This is a genomic window from Desulfomarina profundi, from assembly GCF_019703855.1.
Lineage (GTDB): Bacteria > Desulfobacterota > Desulfobulbia > Desulfobulbales > Desulfocapsaceae > Desulfomarina > Desulfomarina profundi.
Genome location: NZ_AP024086.1, coordinates 532,410 through 558,724 on the forward strand (window position 1 = coordinate 532,410; position 26,315 = coordinate 558,724).

Annotated in this window: 40 protein-coding genes and 1 pseudogene; all 41 read left to right on the forward strand. The window is 44.5% G+C overall.

Annotated features, from left to right (window positions below; genetic code table 11):
* The first annotated feature begins 11 nt into the window (after positions 1–11).
* Positions 12–2,090: an elongation factor G gene (gene fusA / locus LO777_RS02320; RefSeq protein WP_228855962.1), complete on the forward strand. Its 2,079-nt coding sequence runs from the start codon at positions 12–14 to the stop codon at positions 2,088–2,090.
* Positions 2,091–2,114: 24 nt separating this feature from the next.
* Positions 2,115–3,302 carry an elongation factor Tu gene (tuf, locus tag LO777_RS02325; RefSeq protein WP_228855963.1) on the forward strand — a complete coding sequence of 396 codons (1,188 nt, stop codon included), beginning with the start codon at positions 2,115–2,117 and terminating at the stop codon, positions 3,300–3,302.
* A gap of 15 nt (positions 3,303–3,317) precedes the next feature.
* Positions 3,318–3,629 carry a 30S ribosomal protein S10 gene (rpsJ, locus tag LO777_RS02330; RefSeq protein WP_228857319.1) on the forward strand — a complete coding sequence of 104 codons (312 nt, stop codon included), beginning with the start codon at positions 3,318–3,320 and terminating at the stop codon, positions 3,627–3,629.
* Between the two features lie 43 nt (positions 3,630–3,672).
* Positions 3,673–4,302 (forward strand): 50S ribosomal protein L3, encoded by a 630-nt coding sequence (rplC, locus tag LO777_RS02335; protein ID WP_228855964.1) that lies wholly within the window; start codon positions 3,673–3,675, stop codon positions 4,300–4,302.
* A 37-nt stretch (positions 4,303–4,339) separates the two neighbouring features.
* Positions 4,340–4,963: a 50S ribosomal protein L4 gene (rplD, locus tag LO777_RS02340; protein ID WP_228855965.1), complete on the forward strand. Its 624-nt coding sequence runs from the start codon at positions 4,340–4,342 to the stop codon at positions 4,961–4,963.
* Positions 4,960–5,247 carry a 50S ribosomal protein L23 gene (gene rplW / locus LO777_RS02345; protein WP_228855966.1) on the forward strand — a complete coding sequence of 96 codons (288 nt, stop codon included), beginning with the start codon at positions 4,960–4,962 and terminating at the stop codon, positions 5,245–5,247. Before rplD ends, rplW begins: the two co-directional genes overlap by 4 nt.
* A gap of 83 nt (positions 5,248–5,330) precedes the next feature.
* Positions 5,331–6,152 (forward strand): 50S ribosomal protein L2, encoded by an 822-nt coding sequence (rplB, locus tag LO777_RS02350; protein WP_228855967.1) that lies wholly within the window; start codon positions 5,331–5,333, stop codon positions 6,150–6,152.
* 17 nt (positions 6,153–6,169) lie between these two features.
* Positions 6,170–6,445 (forward strand): 30S ribosomal protein S19, encoded by a 276-nt coding sequence (gene rpsS, locus LO777_RS02355; RefSeq protein WP_228855968.1) that lies wholly within the window; start codon positions 6,170–6,172, stop codon positions 6,443–6,445.
* 46 nt (positions 6,446–6,491) lie between these two features.
* On the forward strand, positions 6,492–6,824 hold the full coding sequence (gene rplV, locus LO777_RS02360; RefSeq protein ID WP_228855969.1) for a 50S ribosomal protein L22: 333 nt from the start codon (positions 6,492–6,494) through the stop codon (positions 6,822–6,824).
* Positions 6,825–6,901: 77 nt separating this feature from the next.
* Entirely contained in the window at positions 6,902–7,549 is a 648-nt protein-coding gene (rpsC, locus tag LO777_RS02365; RefSeq protein ID WP_228855970.1) for a 30S ribosomal protein S3, read from the forward strand.
* Positions 7,550–7,603: 54 nt separating this feature from the next.
* On the forward strand, positions 7,604–8,020 hold the full coding sequence (rplP, locus tag LO777_RS02370; RefSeq protein ID WP_228855971.1) for a 50S ribosomal protein L16: 417 nt from the start codon (positions 7,604–7,606) through the stop codon (positions 8,018–8,020).
* The gene (gene rpmC / locus LO777_RS02375; protein ID WP_228855972.1) at positions 8,017–8,205 is read left to right on the forward strand and encodes a 50S ribosomal protein L29; all 189 of its coding nucleotides are present in this window, start codon (positions 8,017–8,019) and stop codon (positions 8,203–8,205) included. The genes rplP and rpmC overlap by 4 nt, the downstream gene beginning before the upstream one ends.
* Before the next feature lie 66 nt (positions 8,206–8,271).
* Positions 8,272–8,532 (forward strand): 30S ribosomal protein S17, encoded by a 261-nt coding sequence (gene rpsQ / locus LO777_RS02380; RefSeq protein WP_228855973.1) that lies wholly within the window; start codon positions 8,272–8,274, stop codon positions 8,530–8,532.
* 59 nt (positions 8,533–8,591) lie between these two features.
* On the forward strand, positions 8,592–8,960 hold the full coding sequence (rplN, locus tag LO777_RS02385; RefSeq protein WP_228855974.1) for a 50S ribosomal protein L14: 369 nt from the start codon (positions 8,592–8,594) through the stop codon (positions 8,958–8,960).
* 69 nt (positions 8,961–9,029) lie between these two features.
* A complete protein-coding gene (gene rplX, locus LO777_RS02390) occupies positions 9,030–9,362 on the forward strand; it encodes a 50S ribosomal protein L24 (RefSeq protein ID WP_228855975.1) in 333 nt (110 codons plus the stop codon).
* Between the two features lie 36 nt (positions 9,363–9,398).
* On the forward strand, positions 9,399–9,938 hold the full coding sequence (rplE, locus tag LO777_RS02395) for a 50S ribosomal protein L5 (protein WP_228855976.1): 540 nt from the start codon (positions 9,399–9,401) through the stop codon (positions 9,936–9,938).
* A gap of 48 nt (positions 9,939–9,986) precedes the next feature.
* On the forward strand, positions 9,987–10,172 hold the full coding sequence (locus LO777_RS02400) for a type Z 30S ribosomal protein S14 (protein ID WP_228855977.1): 186 nt from the start codon (positions 9,987–9,989) through the stop codon (positions 10,170–10,172).
* Positions 10,173–10,230: 58 nt separating this feature from the next.
* Positions 10,231–10,629, forward strand: coding sequence for a 30S ribosomal protein S8 (gene rpsH / locus LO777_RS02405; protein WP_228855978.1), 399 nt, complete (start codon positions 10,231–10,233; stop codon positions 10,627–10,629).
* A 24-nt stretch (positions 10,630–10,653) separates the two neighbouring features.
* Positions 10,654–11,193: a 50S ribosomal protein L6 gene (gene rplF, locus LO777_RS02410; protein WP_228855979.1), complete on the forward strand. Its 540-nt coding sequence runs from the start codon at positions 10,654–10,656 to the stop codon at positions 11,191–11,193.
* Positions 11,194–11,245: 52 nt separating this feature from the next.
* The gene (gene rplR, locus LO777_RS02415; RefSeq protein WP_228855980.1) at positions 11,246–11,614 is read left to right on the forward strand and encodes a 50S ribosomal protein L18; all 369 of its coding nucleotides are present in this window, start codon (positions 11,246–11,248) and stop codon (positions 11,612–11,614) included.
* Positions 11,615–11,641: 27 nt separating this feature from the next.
* A complete protein-coding gene (gene rpsE / locus LO777_RS02420; protein WP_228855981.1) occupies positions 11,642–12,154 on the forward strand; it encodes a 30S ribosomal protein S5 in 513 nt (170 codons plus the stop codon).
* Positions 12,155–12,213: 59 nt separating this feature from the next.
* The gene (gene rpmD, locus LO777_RS02425; protein WP_228855982.1) at positions 12,214–12,396 is read left to right on the forward strand and encodes a 50S ribosomal protein L30; all 183 of its coding nucleotides are present in this window, start codon (positions 12,214–12,216) and stop codon (positions 12,394–12,396) included.
* A gap of 1 nt (position 12,397) precedes the next feature.
* Positions 12,398–12,859 carry a 50S ribosomal protein L15 gene (gene rplO, locus LO777_RS02430; RefSeq protein WP_228855983.1) on the forward strand — a complete coding sequence of 154 codons (462 nt, stop codon included), beginning with the start codon at positions 12,398–12,400 and terminating at the stop codon, positions 12,857–12,859.
* A 67-nt stretch (positions 12,860–12,926) separates the two neighbouring features.
* The gene (gene secY, locus LO777_RS02435) at positions 12,927–14,231 is read left to right on the forward strand and encodes a preprotein translocase subunit SecY (protein ID WP_228855984.1); all 1,305 of its coding nucleotides are present in this window, start codon (positions 12,927–12,929) and stop codon (positions 14,229–14,231) included.
* A 3-nt stretch (positions 14,232–14,234) separates the two neighbouring features.
* Positions 14,235–15,002 carry a type I methionyl aminopeptidase gene (gene map, locus LO777_RS02440; protein ID WP_268907497.1) on the forward strand — a complete coding sequence of 256 codons (768 nt, stop codon included), beginning with the start codon at positions 14,235–14,237 and terminating at the stop codon, positions 15,000–15,002.
* Between the two features lie 101 nt (positions 15,003–15,103).
* Positions 15,104–15,340: a translation initiation factor IF-1 gene (infA, locus tag LO777_RS02445; protein ID WP_035234762.1), complete on the forward strand. Its 237-nt coding sequence runs from the start codon at positions 15,104–15,106 to the stop codon at positions 15,338–15,340.
* A gap of 9 nt (positions 15,341–15,349) precedes the next feature.
* Positions 15,350–15,463 carry a 50S ribosomal protein L36 gene (gene rpmJ, locus LO777_RS02450; RefSeq protein WP_228855985.1) on the forward strand — a complete coding sequence of 38 codons (114 nt, stop codon included), beginning with the start codon at positions 15,350–15,352 and terminating at the stop codon, positions 15,461–15,463.
* 49 nt (positions 15,464–15,512) lie between these two features.
* A complete protein-coding gene (gene rpsM, locus LO777_RS02455) occupies positions 15,513–15,878 on the forward strand; it encodes a 30S ribosomal protein S13 (RefSeq protein WP_228855986.1) in 366 nt (121 codons plus the stop codon).
* 25 nt (positions 15,879–15,903) lie between these two features.
* Complete coding sequence (gene rpsK, locus LO777_RS02460) at positions 15,904–16,284, forward strand: 30S ribosomal protein S11 (RefSeq protein ID WP_228855987.1); 381 nt, start codon at positions 15,904–15,906, stop codon at positions 16,282–16,284.
* 54 nt (positions 16,285–16,338) lie between these two features.
* Positions 16,339–16,968, forward strand: coding sequence for a 30S ribosomal protein S4 (gene rpsD / locus LO777_RS02465; protein WP_228855988.1), 630 nt, complete (start codon positions 16,339–16,341; stop codon positions 16,966–16,968).
* 125 nt (positions 16,969–17,093) lie between these two features.
* Entirely contained in the window at positions 17,094–18,137 is a 1,044-nt protein-coding gene (locus LO777_RS02470) for a DNA-directed RNA polymerase subunit alpha (protein WP_228855989.1), read from the forward strand.
* Between the two features lie 75 nt (positions 18,138–18,212).
* The gene (gene rplQ, locus LO777_RS02475) at positions 18,213–18,602 is read left to right on the forward strand and encodes a 50S ribosomal protein L17 (protein WP_228855990.1); all 390 of its coding nucleotides are present in this window, start codon (positions 18,213–18,215) and stop codon (positions 18,600–18,602) included.
* A gap of 202 nt (positions 18,603–18,804) precedes the next feature.
* Positions 18,805–19,569, forward strand: a complete 765-nt coding sequence (locus LO777_RS02480) for a YkgJ family cysteine cluster protein (protein WP_228855991.1) — start codon at positions 18,805–18,807, stop codon at positions 19,567–19,569.
* 193 nt (positions 19,570–19,762) lie between these two features.
* Positions 19,763–20,539: a 30S ribosomal protein S2 gene (gene rpsB, locus LO777_RS02485; protein WP_228855992.1), complete on the forward strand. Its 777-nt coding sequence runs from the start codon at positions 19,763–19,765 to the stop codon at positions 20,537–20,539.
* 318 nt (positions 20,540–20,857) lie between these two features.
* Positions 20,858–21,457 carry a translation elongation factor Ts gene (gene tsf, locus LO777_RS02490; protein WP_228855993.1) on the forward strand — a complete coding sequence of 200 codons (600 nt, stop codon included), beginning with the start codon at positions 20,858–20,860 and terminating at the stop codon, positions 21,455–21,457.
* Between the two features lie 120 nt (positions 21,458–21,577).
* Positions 21,578–22,306, forward strand: coding sequence for a UMP kinase (gene pyrH, locus LO777_RS02495; RefSeq protein WP_228855994.1), 729 nt, complete (start codon positions 21,578–21,580; stop codon positions 22,304–22,306).
* Positions 22,307–22,448: 142 nt separating this feature from the next.
* Entirely contained in the window at positions 22,449–23,006 is a 558-nt protein-coding gene (gene frr / locus LO777_RS02500) for a ribosome recycling factor (RefSeq protein ID WP_407929112.1), read from the forward strand.
* A gap of 120 nt (positions 23,007–23,126) precedes the next feature.
* On the forward strand, positions 23,127–23,873 hold the full coding sequence (locus LO777_RS02505) for an isoprenyl transferase (RefSeq protein WP_228855996.1): 747 nt from the start codon (positions 23,127–23,129) through the stop codon (positions 23,871–23,873).
* A gap of 3 nt (positions 23,874–23,876) precedes the next feature.
* Positions 23,877–24,752 (forward strand): phosphatidate cytidylyltransferase, encoded by an 876-nt coding sequence (locus LO777_RS02510; protein ID WP_228855997.1) that lies wholly within the window; start codon positions 23,877–23,879, stop codon positions 24,750–24,752.
* Positions 24,676–25,827: a 1-deoxy-D-xylulose-5-phosphate reductoisomerase gene (locus LO777_RS02515; RefSeq protein ID WP_228855998.1), complete on the forward strand. Its 1,152-nt coding sequence runs from the start codon at positions 24,676–24,678 to the stop codon at positions 25,825–25,827. The genes LO777_RS02510 and LO777_RS02515 overlap by 77 nt, the downstream gene beginning before the upstream one ends.
* Positions 25,828–25,906: 79 nt before the next feature.
* Positions 25,907–26,277 (forward strand): annotated as a pseudogene (locus tag LO777_RS02520) (site-2 protease family protein); the annotation flags it as partial.
* Between the last annotated feature and the right edge of the window lie 38 nt (positions 26,278–26,315).

Below are 26,315 nucleotides of genomic sequence, written 5' to 3' on the forward strand. Positions count from 1 at the left end.
AGGGATCTTCTATGGCAGCCCCGAAAGAGTTGTTCGATGTGCGCAATATCGGCATTATGGCCCATATTGATGCCGGAAAAACAACGACAACTGAGAGAATATTGTATTATACCGGTCGTTCCTACAAGATCGGTGAGGTTCATGAGGGGACAGCCGTCATGGACTGGATGGAACAGGAGCAGGAGCGAGGGATTACTATCACCTCAGCCGCAACTACCTGCTACTGGAAAGATAAAAAAATAAATATTATAGATACTCCCGGGCATGTTGATTTCACAGTAGAGGTGGAACGTTGCCTGAGGGTTCTTGATGGTGTTATAGCGGTGTTCTGTGCCGTGGGTGGTGTTGAGCCCCAGTCGGAGACCGTTTGGAGGCAGGCGGATAAATATGCAATTCCGCGGGTAGCCTTCGTTAACAAGATGGATCGTGTGGGAGCCGATTTCAGTAAATGTCTCAACATGATTACTGAAAGGCTGGGGGCAAACCCGGTAGCCATACAGATTCCGGTAGGAAAAGAGGCTGAGTTCAGGGGAGTGATTGACCTCATTGAGGGAAAAATGCTCCTTTTCGGTGAACAGTCTCTTGGCCAGGAAGTAGAAGTTGTTGAAGTTCCTGGCGAATACATTGAAAGATTCACGGCCGCACGGATGATGCTCCTCGAGAAGTTGGCCGACTTCGATGAGGAGATCATGGAAAAATACTTGGATGATACTACAGTATCTGCGCCTGAGATATACAGCGCTCTCAGGAAGGCGACACTGGCACTGGAAGTAGTGCCGGTTTTGTGCGGGAGTGCTTTTAAAAACAAGGGTGTGCAGCCATTGCTTGACAGTGTGGTTCGCTATCTGCCGTCTCCTCTGGATGTAAAGGAAATAGAAGGAGTTGGCAAAAATGGTGAACCTGTCACCAGAAAAACTGATCCTGAAGATAGTTTTGTCGGATTGGTTTTCAAGCTGATGAGTGACACTTTTGTTGAAAACCTGGCTTTTATGCGCGTCTACTCCGGCAGGATTGGAGTGGGGGACAAGGTTTTTAATCCTGTTAAGAAAAAACAGGAAAAAATCGGCAAGCTTCTCAAGCTTCATGCAAACAAGCGTGAAGAAGTAGATGAAATACTTGCTGGTGATATCGGTGCGATAGTTGGTCTTAAGTTTACGACGACTGGTGATACGCTTTGCAGAAAAGGGGATCACATAATTCTTGAAAGTATGGATTTTCCCGATCCTGTGATTGGCGTGGCCATTGAGCCGAAAAGTAAGGCGGAAGAAAAAAAGCTTGCGGAAACGCTTGGTAAAATTGCTCTTGAAGATCCGTCTTTCACAATAACGACCAACAGTGATACCGGCCAGACAATTATTTCCGGTATGGGGGAACTTCACCTGGAGATCATTGTTGACCGTTTACTCAATGAGTTTAAGGTAGCTGCCAATGTAGGAACACCCCAGGTCGCCTATAAGGAAACAATCGGCAGACTTTGTCGCGGGGAAGGAAAGTTTGACCAGTTGACCGGAGCCAAAGGGCAGTATGGTCATGTTATTATTGAGGTCGAACCGGCGGACAGGGGGAGTGGGTTTGCGTTTGAAAATCTTGTTGATGAAGATACTGTGCCGGGCGAATATCTGGAATTTATCCGCAAAGGGATAGAGGACAGTCTGGACTCCGGGCCCCTGATCGGATATCCACTCACAGACCTCAAGGTATCTCTGGTGGGGGGTTCGTATCACGACGAGGAGTCGACGGAAATGGCTTTTGGTATTTCAGCTGCCATGGCAATTCGTCGAGCAGCAGCAGACGCTGATCCAAAGCTGCTGGAACCCGTCATGAGCTTGGAAGTTGTAACTCCTGAAGAATATGTTGGAGATGTTATATCCGACTTGAACAGCAAACGCGGGAAAGTAGTTGGTGTTGAGGCAGAAAAGGAACTTCAGGTTTTAAAAGCACATGTCCCTCTCGCGGAGATGTTTGGGTATTCAACATCCCTCAGATCATCAACACAGGGACGGGCAACATTTACGATGCAGTTTTTACAATATGAAGTAGTACCTGCTTCAAAGGCAGATAAAATAATAAAGAAAATCAGAGGGATCTAGGTCCAAACATATTGAGGAACAGTTATGTCAAAGGAAAAATTTGAAAGGACTAAACCGCATGTTAACGTCGGTACGGTAGGTCATATTGACCATGGTAAAACGACCTTAACAGCTGCAATTACCCGGGTATTATCTCTGAAGGGGCAGGCTTCATTTACTGATTTCAGTGATATTGACAAGGCTCCTGAAGAGAAGGAAAGAGGCATTACAATTGCCACGGCTCACGTAGAATATGAGACCGAGAAGCGTCATTATGCACATGTTGATTGTCCGGGACATGCGGATTATATCAAAAACATGATTACCGGTGCAGCCCAGATGGACGGAGCGATACTTGTTGTTGCTGCAACGGATGGCGCAATGCCCCAGACCCGTGAGCATATTCTTCTTGCCCGCCAGGTTGGTGTTCCGGCAATTGTTGTTTTTCTCAACAAATGCGACATGGTTGACGATGAGGAACTTATCGAGCTTGTGGATATGGAACTGCGGGAGTTGCTTGATAAATATGAGTTTCCAGGTGATGATATTCCGTTTATCCAGGGTTCCGCATTGCAGGCCCTTGAAAATCCTGAAGATGAAGAACACTCAAAGTGTATATGGGAGCTGATGGATGCAATCGATTCCTATATTCCCGAGCCGAAGCGTGATGTCGATCAGCCGTTTCTCATGCCTGTTGAGGATGTTTTCTCCATTTCCGGTCGCGGTACCGTGGCCACTGGACGTGTGGAGCGTGGTGTAATTCATGTCGGTGATGAAGTGGAGATTGTTGGTATCCGGGAAACACAGAAAACGACATGTACCGGCGTCGAGATGTTTCGCAAGTTGCTGGATGAAGGACAGGCCGGTGATAATATCGGTGCATTGCTGAGGGGTATTAAAAGGGATGAAATAGAAAGAGGACAGGTTCTGGCTGCTCCGAAATCTATAACACCACACACCAAGTTCAAGGCTGAGTGTTATATTCTCGGTAAGGATGAGGGTGGAAGGCATACACCGTTCTTTAATGGATACCGACCTCAGTTTTATTTCAGGACAACTGACGTGACAGGTGTCCTGACACTTGAAGAAGGTGTTGAAATGGTCATGCCTGGAGATAATATCGCGGCGACGGTGGAGTTGATCACCCCTATTGCCATGGATGTCGGACTGCGTTTTGCCATTCGTGAGGGTGGTCGTACAGTTGGTGCAGGCGTTATCAGTGAAATTTTATAAAAAGGGTGCATGATGATACCTACAGAGAAAATCCGTATCCGTCTCAAGGCATACGATCATAAGCTGCTGGATCAGTCTACCTCTGAAATTGTTGAGACTGCCAGAAGAACCGGATCTGCGGTAGCTGGACCGATTCCTTTACCGACTTCGGTGAACAAGTTCTGTGTTCTCCGTTCACCTCATGTCGATAAGAAATCCCGTGAGCAGTTTGAAATGAGGACTCATCGTCGTTTGCTCGATATTCTTGAGCCGACTCAACAGACAATAGACCTGCTGATGAAGCTGGAATTGTCTGCAGGTGTCGATGTAGAAATAAAGCTGCCGTAGATGGCGACGATATCAATTGTAAATTGAAGCATCAGGTAGAATTATGCCAAAGTCAATGGGTATATTAGGTAAAAAAATCGGGATGACCCGGATTTACAGTGAACTGGGACAGGCTACTCCCGTGACTGTTGTGGAAGCTGGACCCTGTAAAGTCCTCCAGGTCAAAAGTGAAGACACAGATGGATACAATGCCATTCAGGTCGGCTTTTCTGAAAAGAAAGCGTCAAGAGTCAATAAGGCTGTAGCCGGTCACCTGAAAAAATCAGGGTCTGAAGGTTTCTATTTTATACGCGAGTTCAGGGTCAGTGATCCGGAAAAGTATGAAGTAGGACAGGATATTACTCTGGATGCGGTATTTAAAGTCGGTGATCTTGTTGATGTGCAGGGGACGAGCAAAGGTAAGGGTTTTCAGGGTGTTATTAAACGACATGGATTTGCCGGTGGTGGTGCAGGTCATGGATCTAAATTTCACAGGGCACCAGGTTCGATTGGTATGAGCGCCTACCCCGGAAGGGTTGTCAAGGGGAAAAAAATGCCCGGAAGAATGGGAAACGATACTGTTCTGAAAAAGAATGTGATTATCGTTGACATTCGTTCTGATGATAATGTCGTGCTTTTGAAAGGTCCCCTTCCTGGAGCCAAGAACGGCCTGTTGAAAATATTTTCAAAATAAACTGCTTTTGAATTGAAACAGGCTCGAGGAGATAGATATGTCTACTGTAAAAATAGTTAACACCAAGAATGAGAGTGTTGGCGAGGTTGAGCTGAGAGATGATGTGTTCAACCGTGAAGTCAAGGAACACATTCTGCACGAAGTTGTAAGAATGCAGAGGGCGGCTCGGAGATCAGGAAATGCCTGCACCAAAACACGGGTTGAGGTGAGAGGCGGTGGTGCCAAACCATGGCGTCAGAAGGGTACCGGTCGTGCAAGAGCTGGAACCAGAACTTCACCGATCTGGCGAGGTGGTGGAGTTGCCTTTGGCCCGAAACCTCGTGATTACGGATTCAAACTGAACCGGAAAGTGAAAAAACAGGCCGTTGCTATGGCAATAAGTGCGAGGTTCCAGGAAGGAAATCTCATTGTACTTGACGACTTCACACTGGAAAGGATCAAAACCAGGGACTTTGTTGAGGTCATGGGGGCACTCGAAGTTGATAATGCACTCATTGTTGCAGGAAGTGAGAATGACAATTTGTCGAAATCTTCCCGTAATGTCAATGGTTATAAAGTGTTGCCCGCTGAAGGTGTCAATGTGTATGACATTCTCCTTCATAAAAAACTCATCCTTGTGCAACCCACAATTGAGAGCCTTGAGAAGAGGTTGGCGTCATGAAAAATTTATACAATGTGCTGAAGGGACCATGCCTCACTGAGAAGGCATCATTGCTCCAGGAAGAGGAAGGGCAGGTTGTTTTCAATGTTCATCCCAAGGCAAACAAGATAGAGATTAAAAGGGCGGTTGAGCTCATCTTCAACGTTAAGGTGAAAGATGTGAGAACTGCTAATATGCACGGCAAGCAAAAACGGGTTGGAAAAACCATAGGTTTTACCAGTGAATGGAAAAAAGCCTATGTTACCCTGTCTGAAGGTGAGATTAATTTTGTAGACGAACTGTAGGTTAATATCGCAGGAAAATGTTCGTAAATTATAATCACTTAATGATTGTATCTAACCCTATTTGATGGAGCGATTGGGAAATCATGGCTATAAAAACATATAAACCTACATCGGCTGGCAAACGACACCACGTGTCGATCAAGAATCCGGAGCTGTCAACAAAAGGACCGGAAAAGAGTCTTGTGTGCAGTTTGTCAAAAAGCGGTGGAAGGAACAATTACGGGCGCATTACCTCTCGACACATTGGTGGTGGTCATAAACGTAAGTACAGAATCATTGATTTTAAGAGAAATAAAACCGACATAGACGCCAGGGTAGTCGCTATAGAGTATGACCCCAACCGGTCTGCAAATATTGCACTGCTCAGTTATCTTGACGGAGAGAAAAGTTATATTCTTTCCCCGGACGGGATATCTGTTGGAGATAGGGTAATTGCCGGCGAAAATGTGGATATTCAGCCTGGTAACTGTCTGCCGATGAGTAATATTCCTCTTGGTACTATCATTCATAATATAGAGATGAAAATTGGCAAAGGTGCTCAGCTTGTTCGTAGTGCCGGGGCGTCCGCCCAGTTGATGGCCAAGGAAGGAAGCTATGTTCTTGTCCGGTTGCCATCCGGTGAGGTGAGGAAGTTCAATAATAAATGCAGGGCCTGTATAGGTCAGGTAGGAAATCGTGAACACGAAAGCCAGAAACTTGGAAAAGCCGGCAGGAACAGATGGAAAGGAAGAAGACCCCATGTTCGAGGTGTAGCTATGAACCCGGTTGATCATCCGATGGGTGGTGGGGAAGGTAAGAGTTCAGGTGGACGGCATCCATGTACTCCCTGGGGACGTCCGACCAAAGGTTACAAGACTCGAAAGAGAAAGGCTTCTGACAAACTGATTGTCAAGAAGAGATCATAACAGACCAGGAGTAAAATATGTCTCGTTCAATTAAGAAAGGTCCTTTCATCGATGATCATTTACAGAAGAAAGTGTCCGCGGCTATCGAAAGTGGCTCCAGGAAGGTTATCAAAACCTGGTCCAGGCGTTCGGATATCAGTCCTGAGATGGTAGGCCTGACATTTGCAGTTCACAATGGGAAAAAATTTATTCCGGTATTTGTCACCGAGAATATGGTAGGGCATAAGCTTGGTGAATTTTCACCGACCAGAACCTATTATGGACATGCTTCAGACAAGAAGGGAAGAAAATAATCAGAAACGTACGTTTCTGTTGGGAACTCACTTGGGAGTATAAGCTATGGAAGCACGAGCCGTAGGCAAATATATTAGAATATCTCCGCAGAAGGCGAGACTTGTCGCTGACGTCGTCAGGGGAATGGGTGTGGATGAGGCCATTAACACCTTACGTTTCATGCCTAAAAAAGGTGCGGGAATTATCCAGAAGGTGCTGGAGTCTGCAGTCGCAAATGCGACTCAGGATGAAACAACTGATGTGGATAATCTGTATATCAAAAAAATTATGATTGATGGTGGACCATCCCTGAAAAGAATCAGGCCCAGAGCCATGGGAAGAGCTACCTCCATAATAAAAAGAACTAGTCATATAACAGTTATTGTTGATGAGAACTAGTTTGGAATACGGTGAGCGGATAACAGGCCACTTATCGCTAAGATTAATTTGAGTATTGGATTTGTTGGAGGACTGTTTTGGGGCAGAAGGTTAATCCATTAGGAATGAGACTGAACATTACCCGGACATGGGATTCGATCTGGTATGCGGACAAGGAGTACGCCGCCTTTTTGATTGAAGATCAGAAAATTAAAAAGTTTCTCAAGAAACGACTCCACCATGCAGGGTTGTCTAAAGTAAAGATTGAACGCACCGGGGAACACGTGCGGATCAAACTGCATACAGCACGTCCTGGGATTGTGATCGGGAAAAAGGGTGCAGAAATCGAGCTTATCAAAAAAGAGCTTGAAAAGCTTATTTCCCGCAAGGTTACAATTGACATTCAGGAAGTCAGGCGTCCTGAGGCGGATGCTCAGCTTGTCGCTGAAAATATTGCTCAGCAGCTGGTCAGAAGGGTCGCTTTTCGCCGGGCCATGAAAAAGGCTGTCAGTTCCGCCTTGAGATTTGGTGTGCAGGGCATCAAAATCTCGTGTTCAGGTCGACTCGGAGGTGCTGAGATGTCCAGGTGTGAATGGGTTCGCGAAGGTCGGGTACCGCTGCACACTCTCAGGGCCGATGTGGACTACGCACTTGCTGAGGCCAACACTACATACGGGATTATTGGTGTGAAAGTTTGGATCTTCAATGGTGAAGTGCTCAGTGACAAGGACAGTGGTTCCGTATAAAGGATCTCATTTTTATTGAGGTTGCTGTTTTAATCGCATAATTCGGAGTAGAAGATGTTAAGTCCTAAAAAGGTTAAACATAGAAAAGTTTTTAAAGGAAGGAACAGAGGGATTGCCTACAGAGGGTCATCTATTTCCTTTGGCGAATTTGCCATCAAGGCTACATGCTGTGGAAAAATGACTGCTCAGCAGATTGAAGCTGCCCGTGTTACCATCAACAGGACACTGAAGCGTGGCGGCAAGGTCTGGATCCGGGTGTTTCCGGATAAACCTCTTACCAAGAAGCCAGCCGAGACAAGGATGGGTAAAGGTAAGGGTAGTCCGGAATCCTGGGTGGCAATGATAAAGCCTGGTATGGTCCTTTATGAAATTGGTGGAGTCAGTGAGGAGCTCGCTGTAAAAGCATTAAGACTGGCAGGGAACAAACTTCCATTCTCAACCAAAGTAGTAACCAAGAGGAACACTTTATGAAAGCTGAGGATATTCGTAAAATGTCCGCTGAGGATCTTGAGAACAAGGAAAAGGAACTGAGAGAAGAATTGGGAAATTTAGCTTTTCAACATCGTATCAGACCTCTTGAAGATACCTCGCGGTTAAAAAAAATTAGGAAAGATATTGCTAGAATCGAGACCGTCAAAGCACAGGCTGTTAGCTAGTCATATAATATGAAAATTGAATGAGACCGGTCAGATTCTATACATTCATCACTAAGTGATTAAACTATGAGCGAAATTAAAAAATCCAAGAAGACAAGAACCGGTTCTGTTGTCAGCAACAGAATGGAAAAAAGTGTTGTCGTTCAGGTTGAGCGTAAGATTCGTCATAAGCTTTATGGAAAATTCGTGAAAACCAGTGTCAAATATCTGGCAGATGATCCTGAGAACCGTTGTAATATCGGTGACACTGTTTTGATTGAAGAGTGCCGACCACTAAGCAAGAGAAAGAGGTGGCGGGTGAGAACAATACTGGAGAAGGCACTTTAAAAACTGACAGTGCAGAGGTTGAGAAACGTTTTGTTTCGTATGATATATCAGGTGAAATTATGATACAGGCAGAGACAGTACTGAATGTCGCAGATAACTCAGGAGCCAAGAAAGTTTTGTGTATCCGGGTTCTTGGCGGAACGAGAAAGCGATACGCCACCATCGGAGATGTGATTGTGGTTACAGTTAAGGAAGCGCTTCCACACGCCAAGGTAAAAAAGGGTGACGTAATGAAGGCGGTAATCGTCAGAACCGCAAAAGAAATGAAGCGCATGGATGATACCTGGGTAAGGTTTGATGATAATGCAGCCGTAATGCTCGGGACCTCAGGGGAACCTGTAGGGACTCGTATTTTCGGACCTGTGGCCCGTGAGTTAAGAAATCAAGGTTTCATGAAAATTATCTCACTGGCACCGGAGGCACTTTAACCGTCCTGAAGGACAGGAGAGCCTCCTGATCCGCCGGGTCAGATACATTGATTGGAAAAAGGTATAGAAATGAGACAGGGCAGAACATACCTGAAGAAAAATGATCAGGTTGAAGTAATTGCAGGCAAGGACAAAGGCCGGGTAGGCAAAATCCTTCGTGTATTAAGGGCAAAGGATAAGGTCGTTGTTGAGCGGATAAATATGATCAAGCGCCATACAAAACCGACTGAAATGAATCAGCAGGGTCAGATTGTCGAAAAGGAAGCGCCGATACACGTATCAAATATTCAGCTTATTTGTCCCGAGTGTACCAAGACCGGCCGAATTGGTAAAAAGATACTTGAGGATGGGACGAAGGTCCGCTACTGCAAGAGTTGCGGTGAACCCATCGAAAGTAAATAATAAGTAATCGAAAAAGGTTTAAGCCAGGAGTTATACATGGGTGCGCTGAAAGAAAAATACATGAACGAATGTGTTCCTGCGCTGAAAGAGGAATTCGGATATAAAAACGTTATGCAGCTGCCGCAACTCAAGAAGATTGTCTTGAATATGGGGTTGGGAGAGGCAGTACAGAATCCGAAAATTGTTGAAGGTGCTGCAGAAGAACTTACACGAATTGCCGGCCAGAAAGCCGTCATTACAAAAGCTAAGAAATCAATTGCAACGTTTAAACTCCGAGAGGGTATGCCCATTGGGTGTCGTGTTACCCTCCGTGGAGATAAAATGTATGACTTCTTCAGCAAGCTTGTTAATATAGCGCTTCCGCGTGTAAGAGATTTCAGGGGACTTTCACCTAAAGGATTTGATGGACGCGGAAATTTTTCCATGGGTATTCAGGAACAGATTATATTCCCGGAGATCGATTATGATAAAATTGATAAGATCAAAGGGCTTAATATCACGATTGTAACAACCGCACAGACGGATGAAGAAGGGCGATCTCTTCTCAGGAAACTTGGAATGCCTTTTAAAAAATAATATACAGGTAGGAAACGTCTTTACTTAAAAGAATTATTGGAGGTTGGTTTGGCTAAAAAATCCATAATCGCAAAAGCAAAACGCGAGCCGAAATTTGGAGTACGTAAATATAACAGATGTCCTCTCTGCGGACGTCCGAGAGGATTTATCAGAAAGTTTGGTATTTGCAGAATCTGCTTCCGGAAATTGGCGCTGAGCGGTGAAATTACCGGAGTGACTAAATCAAGTTGGTAGAATTTCAGCCGTTTTTGATTTGGCCATCCACACTATTGAAAAATAAGGAGTGTTCGCTATGTCAATGAGCGATCCCCTGGCAGATATGCTGACCAGGATACGAAATGCAGTAATGGTAAAATTTGATACTGTTGAAATGCCCTCCTCGACAGTAAAAGTGAATGTCGCCAAGGTCCTGAAGGAAGAAGGGTATATTAGCGGGTATCAGGTTATTGAAGATTCCGTTCAGGGGACTCTGAAAATCGATCTGAAATACGGTCCGAATCAGGAGCCTGTTATAACCGGTTTAAAAAGAGTCAGTAAACCCGGTTTAAGGAAATATGCAAAGGCAAATGCGATTCCCAAGGTATTGAATGGACTTGGAATAGCAATAATATCCACATCCAAGGGTGTTGTGACGGATAAAACAGCCAGGGCACTTAATTCTGGTGGGGAGATCATTTGTGAGGTCTGGTAGACCGCGCAGGAAACGGAGGTAATTATGTCTCGTATTGGTAAGCAACCAATTCCGGTCCCTGCCGGGGTGAAAGTTGATCTGAAGGGTCAGCTGATTTCCGTGACCGGAAACAAAGGAACGTTGAAACGTGAAATCATTCCTGAAGTGGAAGTGGTTCTGGAAGATGGTGTGATTTCTGTCAGGAACAGGGTCGAAACCAAAAAGGTTAACGCATTCAGAGGGCTTACAAGAAGTCTAATCAATAATATGATCATCGGTGTTGCCGATGGTTTCAAAAGAGTTCTTGTTATTGAGGGTGTTGGATATAAGGCCAGTGTCAGTAATTCAAAGCTGACCCTCAATGTAGGGTATTCAAATCCAGTTGAATTTGAATTGCCCAAAGAGGTAAATGCCACTGTTGATGGTAACACAAAGATTGTGCTTGAATGTATTGACAAAGAACTGCTTGGTCTTGTTGCCGCAAAAATCCGCCAGGTCAGAAAACCTGAACCTTATAAAGGGAAAGGTATCCGCTACGAAGATGAACACATTGTCCGTAAGGTTGGCAAAGCTGGCGCGAGTTAATTCTTGTTGATCGTACTTATTGAAACTCAAATATTATTAATGGGTAGAAAAAATGGCCAGGACGAATACAAAGACTACAGCACGGGCAAAACGTGTCAGGCGTATCCGGAAGAAAATTACCGGTACAAGTGAACGCCCCAGGTTGAGAGTCTTCAAGAGCAACAAACATATATATGCTCAGATAATCGATGATGTAGCAGGGCATACACTTGTATCCGTGTCTACACTTGATAAGGACTTTTCCCTTGGAGAAGATGAAAAAGGAAAGGTAGCTGCTGCAAAAAAGATTGGAGAAATGATAGGTGCTCGCGCAAAATCCGCCGGAATTACCAAGGTGGTTTTTGACCGTGGAGGATCAATATATCACGGTAGAGTAAAATCACTTTCCGAGGGTGCTCGGGAAGGTGGTTTGATTTTTTAATGATTTTATTTAATACGGGGGTGCCCCTTGTCTGATTTTAAACGTTCCAAAAGTAACAACGCTGAGGAGCTGATAGAAAAAATTGTTTTCATTAACAGGGTCGCTAAAGTCGTAAAAGGTGGACGTCGATTCAGCTTTAGTGCCATAGTTGTTGTAGGTGATGGAAAGGGAAAAGTTGGTTACGGACTTGGAAAAGCTAACCAGGTTCCCGAGGCTATAAGGAAAGGCGTTGAAAAAGCGAGGAAATCTATGATTTCCGTCTCCCTGACTGAATCCTCAATTCCTCATCAGATTATTGGAAAGTATGGTGCAGGAAAAGTACTGTTGAAACCTGCATCCGAGGGTACCGGTCTTATTGCCGGTGGTCCTGTAAGGGCGGTTTTGGAGTCGGCAGGTGTGTCAAACGTATTGACAAAATGTCTTGGATCTCACAATCCGCATAATATGGTTAAAGCTACGATCAACGGTCTTCAATCGTTGCGTTCAGCAGAATATATAGCTGAACTTCGTGGTAAGACGGTTGATGAAATTACTGCATAGATCGCCTGTTTTACAGAGCAGGTTGTTCATGTCTAAAATATGAAGAAAAAGGTAGTCAAATGGCCGAGACAATAACTTTTTATCAGGTCAAAAGCGGCATCGGCAGTACCAGAAAAATAAGGGCCACTTTAATTGGGCTTGGGCTCACCAAAATGAATAAAAAAGTGACAAGAAAAGATACACCTGAGATACGCGGTATGCTCAAAAAGGTTGGTCATCTTGTACATATTGAGGAGATATAGCATGTTAACTCTGGCAAACCTTTCTCCACAAAAAGGATCGACTAAAAATCGAAAAAGGCTCGGAAGAGGCCCTGGAACAGGTCATGGTAAAACAGCGGGAAGAGGTCATAAGGGTTTTAAATCGCGTTCAGGATCAGGAATAAAACCAGGCTTTGAAGGTGGTCAGATGCCTCTGCAGAGGCGCCTGCCCAAAAGAGGCTTTAATAATATTTTCCGCAAGGAATATACAATTGTTTCCCTTGATCAACTGGATTCGTTTGATACCGGCACGGAAATAAACGCCAGGGTGTTAGTGGATGCAGGGATGATCAAGAAGGGTGCACTTATTAAAGTTCTCGCAAATGGAGAAGTTACAAAATCACTGACTGTCAAAGTTGACAAGATCAGTGCGTCTGCCAAGGAAAAAATTGAAGCTGCAGGCGGAAGTGTTGAGCTTGTTGATGCCGATCGGAATGGCAAATAGTTGCTTCTTGTCGTCAGAGACATCAAGTATTGTTATTATTGTATAGGAACGTAGATAGGACATTATAATGGGCGGATTGCAGAGTGCTGCAAATATACCGGAGCTGCGTAGGCGAATCTTTTTTACGCTTATTATGCTTGCTGTTTACAGAATGGGTGTTCAGATACCGACGCCCGGCATCAATGGTGAAGCGCTTCAGGCCTTTTTCAATCAGAATGCCGGAACGTTATTTGGCATGTTCAATTTGTTCTCCGGCGGGGCATTGAAGAACTTTTCAGTGTTTGCCCTTGGGATCATGCCGTATATTTCCGCCTCTATTATTATTCAGCTGTTGACCGTTGTCATACCTCAGTTGGATGCATTGAAAAAGGAAGGAGAGGCCGGAAACCGGAAAATTACACAATATACCCGATATGGTACTGTTTTTCTCAGTGTCGTTCAGGGAACATTTATAGCAGTTGGCCTTGAGAGTATGACTGGACCGGGCGGGCAGGCTATTGTCCTTGTGCCTGGTCTGCAGTTTAAACTGATGACCATGCTCACACTGACCTCCGGTACCGCATTTATTATGTGGCTCGGTGAGCAGATGACAGAGAGAGGGATTGGAAACGGTATTTCTCTGATCATTTTTGCAGGTATTGTCGCACGAGGACCAGCTGCCGTTGTCAACTCCATTCAGCTTATTAAAGCTGGTGAAATTGCACTGTTTTTCGTTCCGTTCCTGGTTCTGTTCATGTTTGCAATTGTAGCAGTTATCGTCTTTTTTGAAACGGCTCAGCGACGTATTCCGATACAGTATGCAAAGCGCGTAGTCGGGAGAAGAGTGTATGGTGGGCAAAGTTCGCATCTGCCACTCAAAATAAACATTTCAGGTGTTATTCCTCCAATATTTGCCTCATCTATAATGATGTTTCCTGCTACTATAGGCAGCTTTATCAAAATTGAATGGGTGCAGAGAGTTTCAGCCGCCATGGCCCCAGGTACGATCTATTATTATATCTGCTATATCGGAATGATTGTCTTTTTCTGTTTTTTCTACACCGCTGTTCAGTTTAAACCTGATGATGTCGCAGATAATCTGAAGAAAAATGGAGGGTTTATTCCCGGAATACGACCAGGGAAAAGAACGGCGGAGTTTCTCGATAAGGTTCTGACCAGGCTGACTGTCGTTGGGGCTATATATCTCAGTGCCGTCTGCGTTCTGCCGACACTGCTCATACGGGAGTTCAATATACCGTTTTACTTTGGTGGGACTGCCCTGCTCATTGTCGTCGGGGTTGGTATTGACACAATCTCACAGATTGAATCTCACCTTCACATGAGGAATTACGAAGGCTTCATGAAACAGGGAAGGATTAAAGGGCGCAGATAAGTCGTGGCTTCATCTTCAGGGCGTGGGGCTGTCATAGTTAAAAACCCTGCTGAAATAGAAATAATGGCCGAGGCAAACAGTATTGTCTCCGGTGCCTTAACATTGTTAAAGGAAGTTGTCAGGCCCGGCATTACCACCTGGGAGCTTGACAGGATCGCTGAAGAGTATTGCATAAGACGAAAGGGTAGACCGGCATTTAAGGGATACAGGGGATTTCCCGGCAGCCTCTGTGTTTCTGTGAATGAAGAGGTAGTACATGGCATACCCTCCAGAAAGAGAAAATTAAAAAAAGGTGACATTCTATCCATAGATTTTGGGGTTGAGTTTAAAGGATTTTTCGGCGATTCCGCATTAACTGTTGCAGTAGGAAAAGTTAAGCCGGAAATTGCCTTTCTTCTGAAGGTCACTGAAGAATCTCTGTACAGGGGGATTGAACAGGTTGTAGCGGGGAATCATATAAGTGACATATCCCAGGCTGTTCAGAATCATGTGGAGGGACACGGCTTTTCCGTTGTTAAACAGTTTGTCGGTCATGGAATCGGTAGTTCATTACATGAGCCTCCCGAAATTCCCAATTTTTACCAGGGTGAAAGGACGGAAAGGTTACGGATTGGTATGGTTCTGGCAATTGAGCCGATGGTTAATCTTGGCACTGGCAAGGTAAAAGTTCTGAAGGACGGTTGGACAGTCGTCACAGCAGATCACAAGCCTTCAGCCCACTTTGAGCATTCTGTAGCAGTGACTGAAAACGGACCACGTATTCTCAGTTGACAGAAAAGACGATAGAAATTTTAAAAAATCCTTCTCTTTTTTTGAGAGGTATAGTATAATGCTCCGTTTTTAATTGAAACTATGAATACTCAGGGATATCCATGGCAAAAGAAGAAGCAATTGAAGTAGAAGGTACTATTATTGAGCCGTTACCGAATGCAATGTTCAGGGTCGAACTTGACAATGGACATAAGGTGCTTGCACATATTTCAGGCAAGATGAGGATGCATTTCATAAAAATCCTGCCTGGTGACAGAGTTACGATAGAACTTTCTCCCTACGATCTCACCAGGGGAAGAGTTACGTTTAGGGCAAAAAACGCCAAAAAGAAAAAATAGAGTCTTATCATGAAAGTACGCGCATCAGTAAAAAAAATATGTAGTGAATGCAAAATATTTAAGCGAAATGGGGTAGTTCGCGTATCCTGTAAAATTAAGAAACATAAACAGAGGCAGGGTTAATTGTGGAGTTACCGCTTTTTACTTCCTACTTCCTTTAAGGAGATAGATCTTGGCACGTATAGCAGGAGTTGACCTTCCAAAAAACAAACATATTGACCGGGCACTTACTTATATTCACGGGATCGGCCTGACATCCGCCCGTAAAATTCTTGATAAGGTGGATCTGCCCTACACGATGAACAGTGACGATCTTGGCGGTGATGACATTAACCGGATAAGGAAAGTGATAGAATCTGAGTACACTGTTGAGGGTGATCGTCGCAGGGAAGTTTCCATGGATATAAAACGACTGACGGATCTCGGTTGTTACCGGGGACGGCGTCATCGTATGGGACTGCCTTGTCGTGGACAGAACACAAAGACAAATGCACGTACCAGAAAAGGACCTCGAAGAGGAGCTGGGCGTCGGAAATAGCAGATAATTAAACAGGTATAATATTATGGCCGTTGCAAAAAAAAGAAGGGTAAAAAAGAATGTACCGGAAGGTATAGTTTTTATCTATTCAACTTTTAACAATACGATTGTGACTATTTCCGATAAGCAGGGAAATGTTGTCGCCTGGTGCAGTGCCGGAGTTCTCGGGTTTAAAGGTTCCAGGAAAAGTACACCATTTGCTGCCCAGAATGCTTTGGCTGATGCAGCTAAAAAAGCTGCTGATTTTGGAATGAGAAAAGTCGAGGTAAAGGTTAAAGGGCCTGGACCCGGGAGAGAAGCTGCCTTAAGAGCACTGATTAACACAGGGTTTGAGGTGAGTCGAATATATGATGTTACACCGATACCTCACAACGGATGCAAACCGCCCAAACGCCGTCGGGTCTGATTGTTTCGTAATTTTCACTGAAAAGAAAAATAATATATTGAATGGAGGCCTACGTTGGCTAGAAATATTGGTGCTGCATGTCGTCGATGCAGGAGAGAAGGATTAAAACTATATCTCAAGGGTGACCGTTGTTACTCAGATAAATGCTCATATGAAAGAAGGGCCTTCGGGCCTGGGCAGCATGGGCAGGCAAGATTTAAAAAACTCTCCAACTATGCTGTCCAGTTGCGTGAAAAACAGAAAGTCAAGGCCATGTATGGTATGCTGGAAGGTCAGTTCAAACTGAATTTTCAGAAGGCAGACAGGCAGAAGGGTGTTACTGGTGAAAATCTGCTGGTTATGCTTGAACGGCGACTTGATAATACCGTATTTCGGCTGGGATTCGCCGCTTCAAGGAATCAGGCTCGGCAGCTCGTACGCCACAAGCATATTCTTGTCAATGGCAGAAAGGTAGATATTCCTTCGTTCCTTGTTTCGGTTAATGATATTATTACGTTAAAGGAAAAAAGCCGGGCGAACAGTGCAATCAATGAAAATCTGGAGGCTGTTGCCAGGCGGGGTATCCCAAGCTGGATTGAGCTTGATAAGGACAATTTCAAAGCTACAATTAAAGCCATGCCGAATCGCGAAGAGATCACTATGCCGATTCAGGAACAGCTCATTGTTGAATTGTACTCCAAGTAAAATAAAATAGATTCTGAAAATAATGTCTCCTTTCAGAGACTTATTTTTGTGCTTAATGAACGCCTCCTGTATGTTTAGGGGTGGATACTTTCTAAAGTAAAGAAGAAAAGTAGAGAAGGTAATTTATGACTCAAGCTGCCGACGAAAAAACACCATTTTACCGTAACTGGCACGAGCTTATTAAACCAGAGAAGCTTGAGGTTGACAGGGACAAACATACGGATACGTATGGAAAGTTTGTCTGTCAGCCCCTTGAAAGGGGATTTGCGACTACTATCGGGAATTCGCTGCGGCGAATCCTTCTCTCTTCAATTCAGGGAGCAGCAATTACCACGGTAAAGATTGAGGGGGCTCTTCACGAATTCACTTCCATGAAGGATATAATGGAAGATGTCAGTGAAATTATCCTGAATCTCAAAACAATCAGGATCAAACTGCTCTCCGGCGATTCCCAGAGGGTCATTATTGACAAAACCGGACCTGGAAAAGTTACAGCTGCAGATATTGATGGTAATGAGCTGGTTGAGGTGATGAATCCCGAACAGGTGATCTGTACTCTTACCGGGGACGTTACTTTCAGAGCTGAACTGACAGTAGAATGGGGCAAGGGATATCAACCTGCAGAGCAGCAGGATAAAGAAAAACTTGCTATTGGCCAGATCCCTGTGGATGCAATTTTTACCCCCATCAAGAAAATACAGTATGTAACCTCCCAGGCCAGAGTTGGTCAACAAACTGATTATGACAAGTTGACTATTGAAATTGAAACCGACGGGAGTCTCAGGCCCGAAAGCGCTCTTGCATATGCTGCAAAGATCTTGAAAGAGCAGATGACTATTTTCATCAATTTTGATGAGGAAGAAGCTGAGCCCGAGGTTACTGAGGATACCAGCAGAGAGGTCGAACCTGATAATCCTTATCTGGATAAACCGGTAGAAGATCTTGAGTTGTCTGTGCGTTCGGCTAACTGTCTGAAAAATGCTGATATTCATTTTATTGGAGATCTCGCTCAGAAGACCGATCAGGAGATGTTAAAAACCAAGAATTTTGGTCGAAAGTCCCTGAATGAGATAAAAGCCCTGCTCGCCGAAATGGATCTTACCCTCGGCATGAAGTTTGAAAACTGGACTCCACCTGATGTTAAAGAAACCGATGACCAGCAAATATGACAGGTGATATTGGTTAACCGGAATAATTTTACTTCCACATTACTTTGATTTAGTGCTGTTACCGAGGATTAAGAGATGAGACACGGAAAATCTGCAAGAAAACTGGGAAGGACCAGTTCACATAGAGAAGCGATGTTCAGGAACATGGTTACTTCCCTTTTTGAGCATGAAAGAATTGTTACAACGAAAGAAAAGGCAAAAGAACTGCGACCGATTGCGGAGAAGATGATTACTCTTGCCAAAAGAGGTGATCTTCATGCCCGGAGACAGGCACTGAGCTATATTCGCAGAAAAGATGTTGTTGAAAAACTCTTTACTGATATTCAGGAACAGTTTGCTGACCGGAAGGGAGGTTATACTCGAATCTTGCAGACAGGTACACGAAAAGGTGATTGTGCTGCCATGGCAATAATTGAACTTGTAGGGTACGAGGAAATTCTTGATCCGGTAGAAGATGAGAGTTGATTAAGATATTCTCAAGAACTTTCAGGCTGGATAGGAAATTATTCCTATCCAGCTTTTTTTTTAATTTCAAAACACATTCCCTGGTTTCTTGTTTTTTACGACAGAACTTTAGTGCAAGGCATTAACCCGCATTTTACCTCATAAGTTATGAGTCGATTGGCTCCATGAGTTGACGGGCAAGGATATTTATCTGGGATACCTTATGACTGGTGAAAAAAAGAGTTTTCCCGACGGAATGTCTCCGATTGGTGATGGTGATTTTTCATTTGACTGTCATCCGGGCGTTGAGTGTTTTACAGTCTGCTGTAAAGATGTGGATATGATTCTCTATCCATATGATGTGCTCATGTTGAAAAAATGTCTGGGGATGGACTCTGGGGATTTCATGCGGGAATATACCTTTCTGGTTCGGGGAGAAAACCCGTATTTTCCGACGGTGAAATTGAAGTTGAAAGATAATGAAGAAAAATCCTGTCCCTTCCTATGTGAAAATGGGTGCACCGTATATGATATGCGTCCTTCTGCATGTCGAACTTATCCGCTGGAAAGAGCTGTAGATCGAAGTATCGTGCAAAAAAAGGCAAATGAGTTCTATTTTCTGACTGATCATCCTTATTGTCTGGGACACCGCGAAAAACGAAAACATACTGTGCAAAGCTGGATTCGTAATCAGCGGCTGCTTGGGTATAACAGTATGAATGAGATCTGGGTTGAGCTTGATACATTGTTCATGAAGAATCCATGGAAAGGTGAAGGCGTTGGTGGAGAAAAGCAGCAGCTGTCTTTTATGGTCTGTTATAATATAGATGCTTTCAGAGAGTTCACAGAGAGACACAAACTCCTCGGACAATTCAGAATTGACAGAACCTGGAAAAAAAATATTGCCACCGACGATGCTGAATTGATGAAATTCGGGTTTGAATGGTTAAAACTTGTCCTGACAGGGGAATCGAAAGTTTTACGATGAGCATCATCATCCCATTGCATAATTAGTGAACTCATGGTAAAAAGCAGTGTTATTTTCACGCAAGTCGGGTTAATCAAGATCCGAACCTGCAATAATACACACATCTTCAATTCAACCTGGTGTTGCCGGAGAAAAGACAATCCTTTTTCCGCGATTTGAGAAGATGGAGGAAAAACCAGAAACGGAGAAAAACATGGCAAACGTAACTGTTAGAGAAATGCTTCAGGCAGGACTTCATTTTGGACATCAGACAAGACGATGGAATCCGAAAATGAAACCCTTTATTTATGGTCCCAGAAATGGAATTTATATCGTCAACCTGGATCTGACCAAAAAGTTGTTTGACAAGGCGTGTGATTTCATTACCAATGAAGTCAAAAAAGGTGGCACGGTTCTGTTTGTAGGGACTAAGAGACAGGCTCAGGCTATTATCAACGAAGAAGCAAAGCGCTGTGGTATGTTCTATGTCGATCACCGCTGGCTTGGCGGAATGTTGACCAATTTTCAGACAATAAAAAATTCAATTGATCGGCTTAAATCCATTGAATCCATGCAGGAAGATGGTTCAATCAACCGGTTTCCCAAAAAAGAAATTCTTCTTATGGAAAAGGAACGGGTTAAACTTGAACGAAATGTTGGCGGAATTAAAAATATGAGAAGTCTGCCGTCAGTTATTTTTGTTGTCGATCCCAAAAAAGAGTCGATTGCAATCAATGAGGCAAAGAAACTGAACATTCCGGTAGTCGCCATAACTGATACAAATTGTGATCCTGATAATGTGGATTTCATTATTCCCGGCAATGATGATGCCATACGATCTATTCGTCTGATAAGTCATCATATCGCCGAAGCCGTTCTGGCCGGCCAAGCCATGAAGGACGGAGAGGATGCCTCAGAAGAAGCTGTAGCAGCCGCCATGGGTGATGCAGGAAGTGAAATGGCTGAAGCGCCGATTGAAAGTGCGGAATAGTTTTTCTGCAATTGTTTCCGGCCTTGCGGAGTTGGTTTCAGCTGGGTTGCTGTAAGAGACAGCAAGTGGTTGTTCGTTAAATGTAAGAAACTAAGAAAAGGGGCAGTCATTTGACGGCCCCTTTTTACTATGTCCTGAATCCTGCACTACGATGGTTCGTCTCTTTGGCAAGATTGTCGATTGCAGGATTGGGGTATGTATAAATGTCGACTTCCCGGGACAATATTCCTGTGAGGTTACCTCTGAAGATATCTGCCGAACTGATTTGGAAAGGGCAGGTTTATTAAGGTATAACATATTGAGTTAAGGAGATTTGCCATGAAAATTACCAGCAAAATGGTAAAAGAACTGAGGGATAAGACTGCTGCAGGGATGATGGACTGCAAGAAGGCATTGTCCGATACAGATGGTGATATGGAAAAAGCAGTAGACCTTCTGCGACAGAAGGGTCTGGCTGTTGCTGCAAAACGTGCAGGCAGAGCTACAAGCGAAGGTGTTATTGAAACGTATATTCATGCCGGTGGAAATCTTGGTGTTATGGTTGAGCTTGGGTGTGAGACTGATTTTGTTGCAAAAAATGATGATTTTCGTGCCTTTGCCCGGGATATCGCAATGCATATTGCCGCTGTAAATCCGGTTGCCATCACCAGGGAAGAAGTCCCTGCCGAGATCGTGGCCAGAGAAAAAGATATTTATGTCCAGCAAGCCCTGGATTCAGGGAAACCTGAGGCAATAGTCGAAAAGATGGTTACAGGAAAAATCGAGAAATTCTTGTCAGAAATCTGTCTGCTGGAGCAGAAATATGTCAAGAACCCGGACCTGACTGTGCAGGATCTGCTCAATGAACTGGTTGGAAAGATGGGTGAGAATATATCCATCAAACGATTTGCCAGATTTCAGGTTGGTTCCACTGATTAATTTCTATTGCAATTGATGTTCCTGTCGGATGATATACCGACAGGAACCCCCTGATGCAGCAGTTGCAGGATTGCAGTCAAAAATTATTACCATTCCATCCCATCTGAAAGAGCAAGGACAATGACGATAAAATACAGAAGGATGTTGTTGAAGTTAAGCGGTGAAGCCCTGATGGGCGAAGAATCATACGGTATAAGCCCCAAGGTCCTTGAATTTGTTGCTTCAGAAGTAAAAGAAGTGATTGAGTTGGGCGTGGAGCTGGGTATTGTAATCGGCGCTGGCAATATTTTCAGGGGTGTTGCCGGAGCAAGCAAGGGTATGGATCGAACTACTGCCGATAACATGGGAATGCTGGCGACAGTCATGAACAGCCTGGCTATGCAGGATGCTCTGGAAAGAAACGGGATTATAACGAGGGTGATGTCTGCAATACCCATGCAATCTGTATCTGAACCGTATATACGTCGAAGGGCCACCAGGCATTTGGAAAAAGGGCGGGTTGTAATATTCGCTGCCGGCACAGGGAACCCCTATTTCACAACTGATTCTGCTGCCGTTTTGAGAGCACTCGAAATTGATGCGGAAATTGTTATAAAAGCCACCAAAGTAGATGGAGTCTACGATAAGGATCCGGTGAAATATAGTGATGCCCTGAAATTTGAAACACTGTCCTACGATGAAGTGCTTCGCAAAGGTTTGCGGGTTATGGATGCTGCGGGAATTGCCCTGGCCAGAGAGGATGGATTGCCGATCATGGTTCTGGACATGGGTGAGTCAGGAAATATCAAAAAAGCTGCAATTGGCAAACAGGTCGGAACCTTGATCAGTGAGCGGGGTGAGGAAGGATAAGGTTTTTCAACATATTATCCTGGAAAACATTATAGAGGTATTATGGATTCTGGATAACAGTCAACAGTTACTGTGCAGGGTAGTTAGTGTCTGTTCAGAAATGTGGACAGACACTAGTTAATGATGCAGAAGAGGGGATGAGATTATGAGTGAAGTCATTTCGAAAATGTCGGATAAGATGGGCAAAAGTGTAGAATCATTTAAGAAAGAGCTTTCAAAGGTTCGTACAGGGAGGGCTTCTCTCTCCATTCTTGATGATATCTCTGTGGATGCGTATGGCAGTGGCATGCCTCTCAACCAGGTTTGCACACTGACAATTCCCGAGAGCAGGCTTATTGTTATTCAGCCTTGGGATCCTCAGATGCTTCCTGCCATTGAAAAAGCCATTTTAAAATCAGATATCGGTCTGACCCCGGCAAATGACGGCAAGATTATACGCCTGAATATTCCTCAACTGACTGAAGAGCGTCGGAAAGAACTTGTTAAATCAGTTAAAAAAATTGCTGAAGAGTTCAAGGTTGCCATTCGCAATATTCGACGGGAGGCTATTGATGCCTTGAAGAAGCAGAAAAAAGACAAGGAAATTTCAGAAGATGATCTGTTCAAACTTCAGGATCAGGCCCAGGCTGAAACGGACAGTTTTATTAAAAAAATAGATGAAATTACCGTCTCCAAGGAGAAAGAGGTAATGGAAGTTTAGGAGATTCTGGATGTATACAATCCCGGGGAGCACCGGCTTTTTTTTAATGAGGAGGATGTTCTTTTCATTCGGTTGACTGAAGGTTTTTCCTTTTTCTGCTTTCAATGAAGAGTTACAATTATGGTTTCTTCTGATTTGGTCGACCTGGACCGTCTCCCGAGGCATGTGGCTATTATAATGGACGGGAATGGTCGCTGGGCACAGAGCAAGAAAAAGCCCAGGTTGTTTGGACATAAGGCCGGTGCTGATTCAGTTCGCGATATTGTTGCTGCATCAAGGGAAATTGGTATTGAAGTCCTTACCCTATATGCTTTTTCATCTGAAAACTGGAAGAGGCCGTCCCAGGAAGTGAGTGGGTTGATGTCCATTCTGAAAAGATATCTCGAAGCTGAGCTTCCACGAATGCAGAAAAACGACATCCGGCTCGTTTCCATCGGAGACAGAAATAAACTCCCAAGCCAGGTGAAGGTGTCCCTTGAGGATACGATTGCAGCAACATCCGGTAATTCCAAATTGATTCTGAATCTTGCACTCAGTTATGGAGGCAGGGATGAGATTGTAAGGGCGGTCAGAAATCTGGCCGACCAGTGTCTTGCTGGGGAACGAAGCGTAGAATCCATTACAGATACGGTGATCAGCAATCACCTTGATACTGCCGGTTTACCCGACCCTGACCTGCTTATCCGGACTGGCGGGGAGGCCCGGCTGTCCAATTTCCTCCTCTGGCAGCTTTCCTATGCTGAAATAGTTTTTACAGATATTATGTGGCCGGATTTCAGGAAAGATGTGTTTATGCAAGCGCTCAGAGAATATCAATCCCGTGAACGAAGATTCGGACGTACTGGAGAACAGGTACAGACAGGTTAAATTATGAAACGTATTGTACCCGGAATTCTGCTGGCTGCTTTCTGGCTTATCTTACTGTTAAAGGGGTCGATACTATTATTTAATACGGTTGTCTGTGTCATGCTTTTCATCGGTTGTGATGAATACCTGAAAATGGCAGCAGGTCGTGAATTGGAAACATTCACGAAATGGTTTCTTGACAGTATTCTCTTTCTTCCTGTTCTTGGAGTGAGCCTGTTTCCTGGAGCCGAATCGTTAGCTGTCACGATTTTCAGTTCGTTTTTTCTCCTCACATTCTTTGTTATTTCAAGGTATCGGTTTCTCCATGACAGCTATCAACTCTATTCGCGGCTGATTTTCGGGCTGATCTATATCGGCTTTCTTGGTGCTCATCTTGTCCTTCTACGTCAACTTGATAATGGGGCCAGCTGGCTGATTATTGTTACCTCGATTACTGCCTGTTCCGACAGTGGAGCTTATTTTATCGGTGGGGCTGTGGGAAAACGCAAAATGTCACCCCATATAAGCCCGAACAAAACCGTTGAAGGGGCCGCGGGAGGGCTGTTTCTTGCTGTTTGCGGTGGATTGTTTTTTTCCTGGTTGCTCCTTCCGGAAAAGAATTATCTTTTTATTGCAGCAGCGGCACTGGTGGTTGGAGGTGTCGGGATCGCCGGGGACCTTGCCGAATCTATTATTAAGCGCGGGACGAACACAAAAGATTCCGGTACCCTTCTTGCGGGGCATGGCGGGATCCTGGACCGGATTGATTCTCTGCTTTTTGCCGTACCTGCCATGTATTATTTTCTTGTTTTCACGGGGCCTGATGAAATCAATATCTCTTCTGGGTTCCACTGGTTCCATTGGTGTAAATGTTCTGGAAGTTATCAGGCATTTCCCTGACAGATTCAGAATTTCTGCCCTTGCTGCCGGAGAAAATATTAAACTCCTTGCAGAGCAGGTCCTGGAATTCCAGCCGGAGTTGCTGTCAATCGGCAGTGAGGAGAATGCCGGAAAACTTCAGAAATTACTTCCTGCAGAATATGCCGACCGTATTGTTGTCGGTGATGAAGGGAACCAGCTGGTTGCAGCCCATGATACGGCAGATATGACGGTTTCCGCCATAGTTGGAGCTGCAGGACTATTGCCGACACTTGCCGCAATTGAGGCGGGGAAAGACATAGGTCTTGCCAACAAGGAGACCCTGGTGATGGGCGGCAAGATTGTTATGGAGGCGGTCAGGCGTAAAAATGTTGCCATGCTTCCGGTGGACTCAGAGCATTCAGCCATCTTTCAGGCGTTGGAAGCCGGTCGGAAGAAAGATCTGCAGAAGATTATCCTGACTGCTTCAGGTGGTCCGTTTCGTGGAAAGGGTGAAAAAGAGCTAGAGGTCGTTACCTTGAAGGAGGCATTGAATCACCCAAACTGGGAAATGGGAAGAAAGATATCCATTGATTCCGCCACTCTCATGAACAAGGGATTGGAGGTGATCGAAGCCAGATGGTTATTTGATATTGAAGCTGAAAATATTGAGGTAGTCGTTCATCCACAGTCAATAATTCATTCCCTGGTGGAATTTAAAGATGGCTCACAGATAGCTCAGCTCGGCATCCCGGATATGAGAATTCCTATTGCCTATGCCCTTTCCTATCCCGAGAGGCTGGAGCTTGAACTCAACTCCCTGAAACTTTCTCAATGCGCAAACCTGGAGTTTATTGAACCGGATCATACCAGTTTTCCAGCACTGAAGCTGGCCTTTACCGCCCTTGAAATCGGTGGAGTTTCCCCGGCTGTCCTGAATGCGGCGAACGAGGTGGCAGTGGAAGCTTTTCTTCAGTCCAGGATATCTTTTCCTGAAATTACAGAGACAGTTGCGCGAACAATGGATATTGTTCAGGAAGGCAGTGAAGACAGCCTGGAGGATATTCTTCGGGCAGATTTTCTCGCCCGCAGGGAAGCAGCCCGGTTTATACAGTAAAAAACAACGCTGTTGTCCCACGTATTCCGTGTGTTCTTCAGAACCGTAGTAAAACTATAAGTGAGTGGTTATTTCAGTTATGAATACTTTTTTTTCCTTTATTCTTGTTCTTGGTCTGCTGATCTTTGTCCATGAACTGGGGCATTTTCTTTTTGCCAAGCTGTTTCGGGTTCGCGTGTTGAAATTTTCCCTTGGATTTGGTCCCAGGCTCGTTGGGAAAACCATTGGTGAAACGGAATATGTTATATCCGCCTTTCCCTTGGGGGATTTGTAAAAATGTTTGGTGAAAATCCCGACGAACAGGAGATTGATGAAGAAGAGAAAAGCCGCTCTTTTGCCCATAAAAAGGTATGGCAGCGATTCCTGATTGTTTTGGCCGGGCCGCTTTTTAATTTTCTTTTTTCAATATTTCTTTTTTTCATGGTTTTTGCCCTTGTCGGGTTGCCGACTTCAGTGGATACTACACGTATCGGCAAAGTTACAGCGGG